We start from the raw sequence: 249 nt of genomic DNA, 5'->3' as shown, positions 1-249 counted from the left end.
TATGACGTGATCGTAGAACCTTCCAGCGAAGAGGCTTACACAATCTTCGCCCAGTCCATGGATAGAACCGGTTATGCACGTGGGACCTTGGCAGTTCGAGAAGGATTAAAGGCACAGGTACCTGCGATCGATCCACGGCCGCTTTTGACCATGGATGACATGGGTATGGGCGGTATGGCGGGCATGGACCATGGCAGCATGGCTGGCATGGACCACAGCAAGATGGCCGGAATGGACCAAAGTGACATG

At 54.6% G+C, this 249-nt stretch carries 1 pseudogene; it reads left to right on the top strand.

The features are described 5' to 3' along the window. Positions 1 to 249 (top strand): annotated as a pseudogene (locus VD17_RS31145) (copper oxidase); the annotation flags it as partial.

This window comes from Pseudomonas fluorescens (assembly GCF_000968015.1).
GTDB classification, from domain to species: domain Bacteria; phylum Pseudomonadota; class Gammaproteobacteria; order Pseudomonadales; family Pseudomonadaceae; genus Aquipseudomonas; species Aquipseudomonas fluorescens_W.
This window is presented reverse-complemented; position numbering and strand designations above follow the sequence as displayed.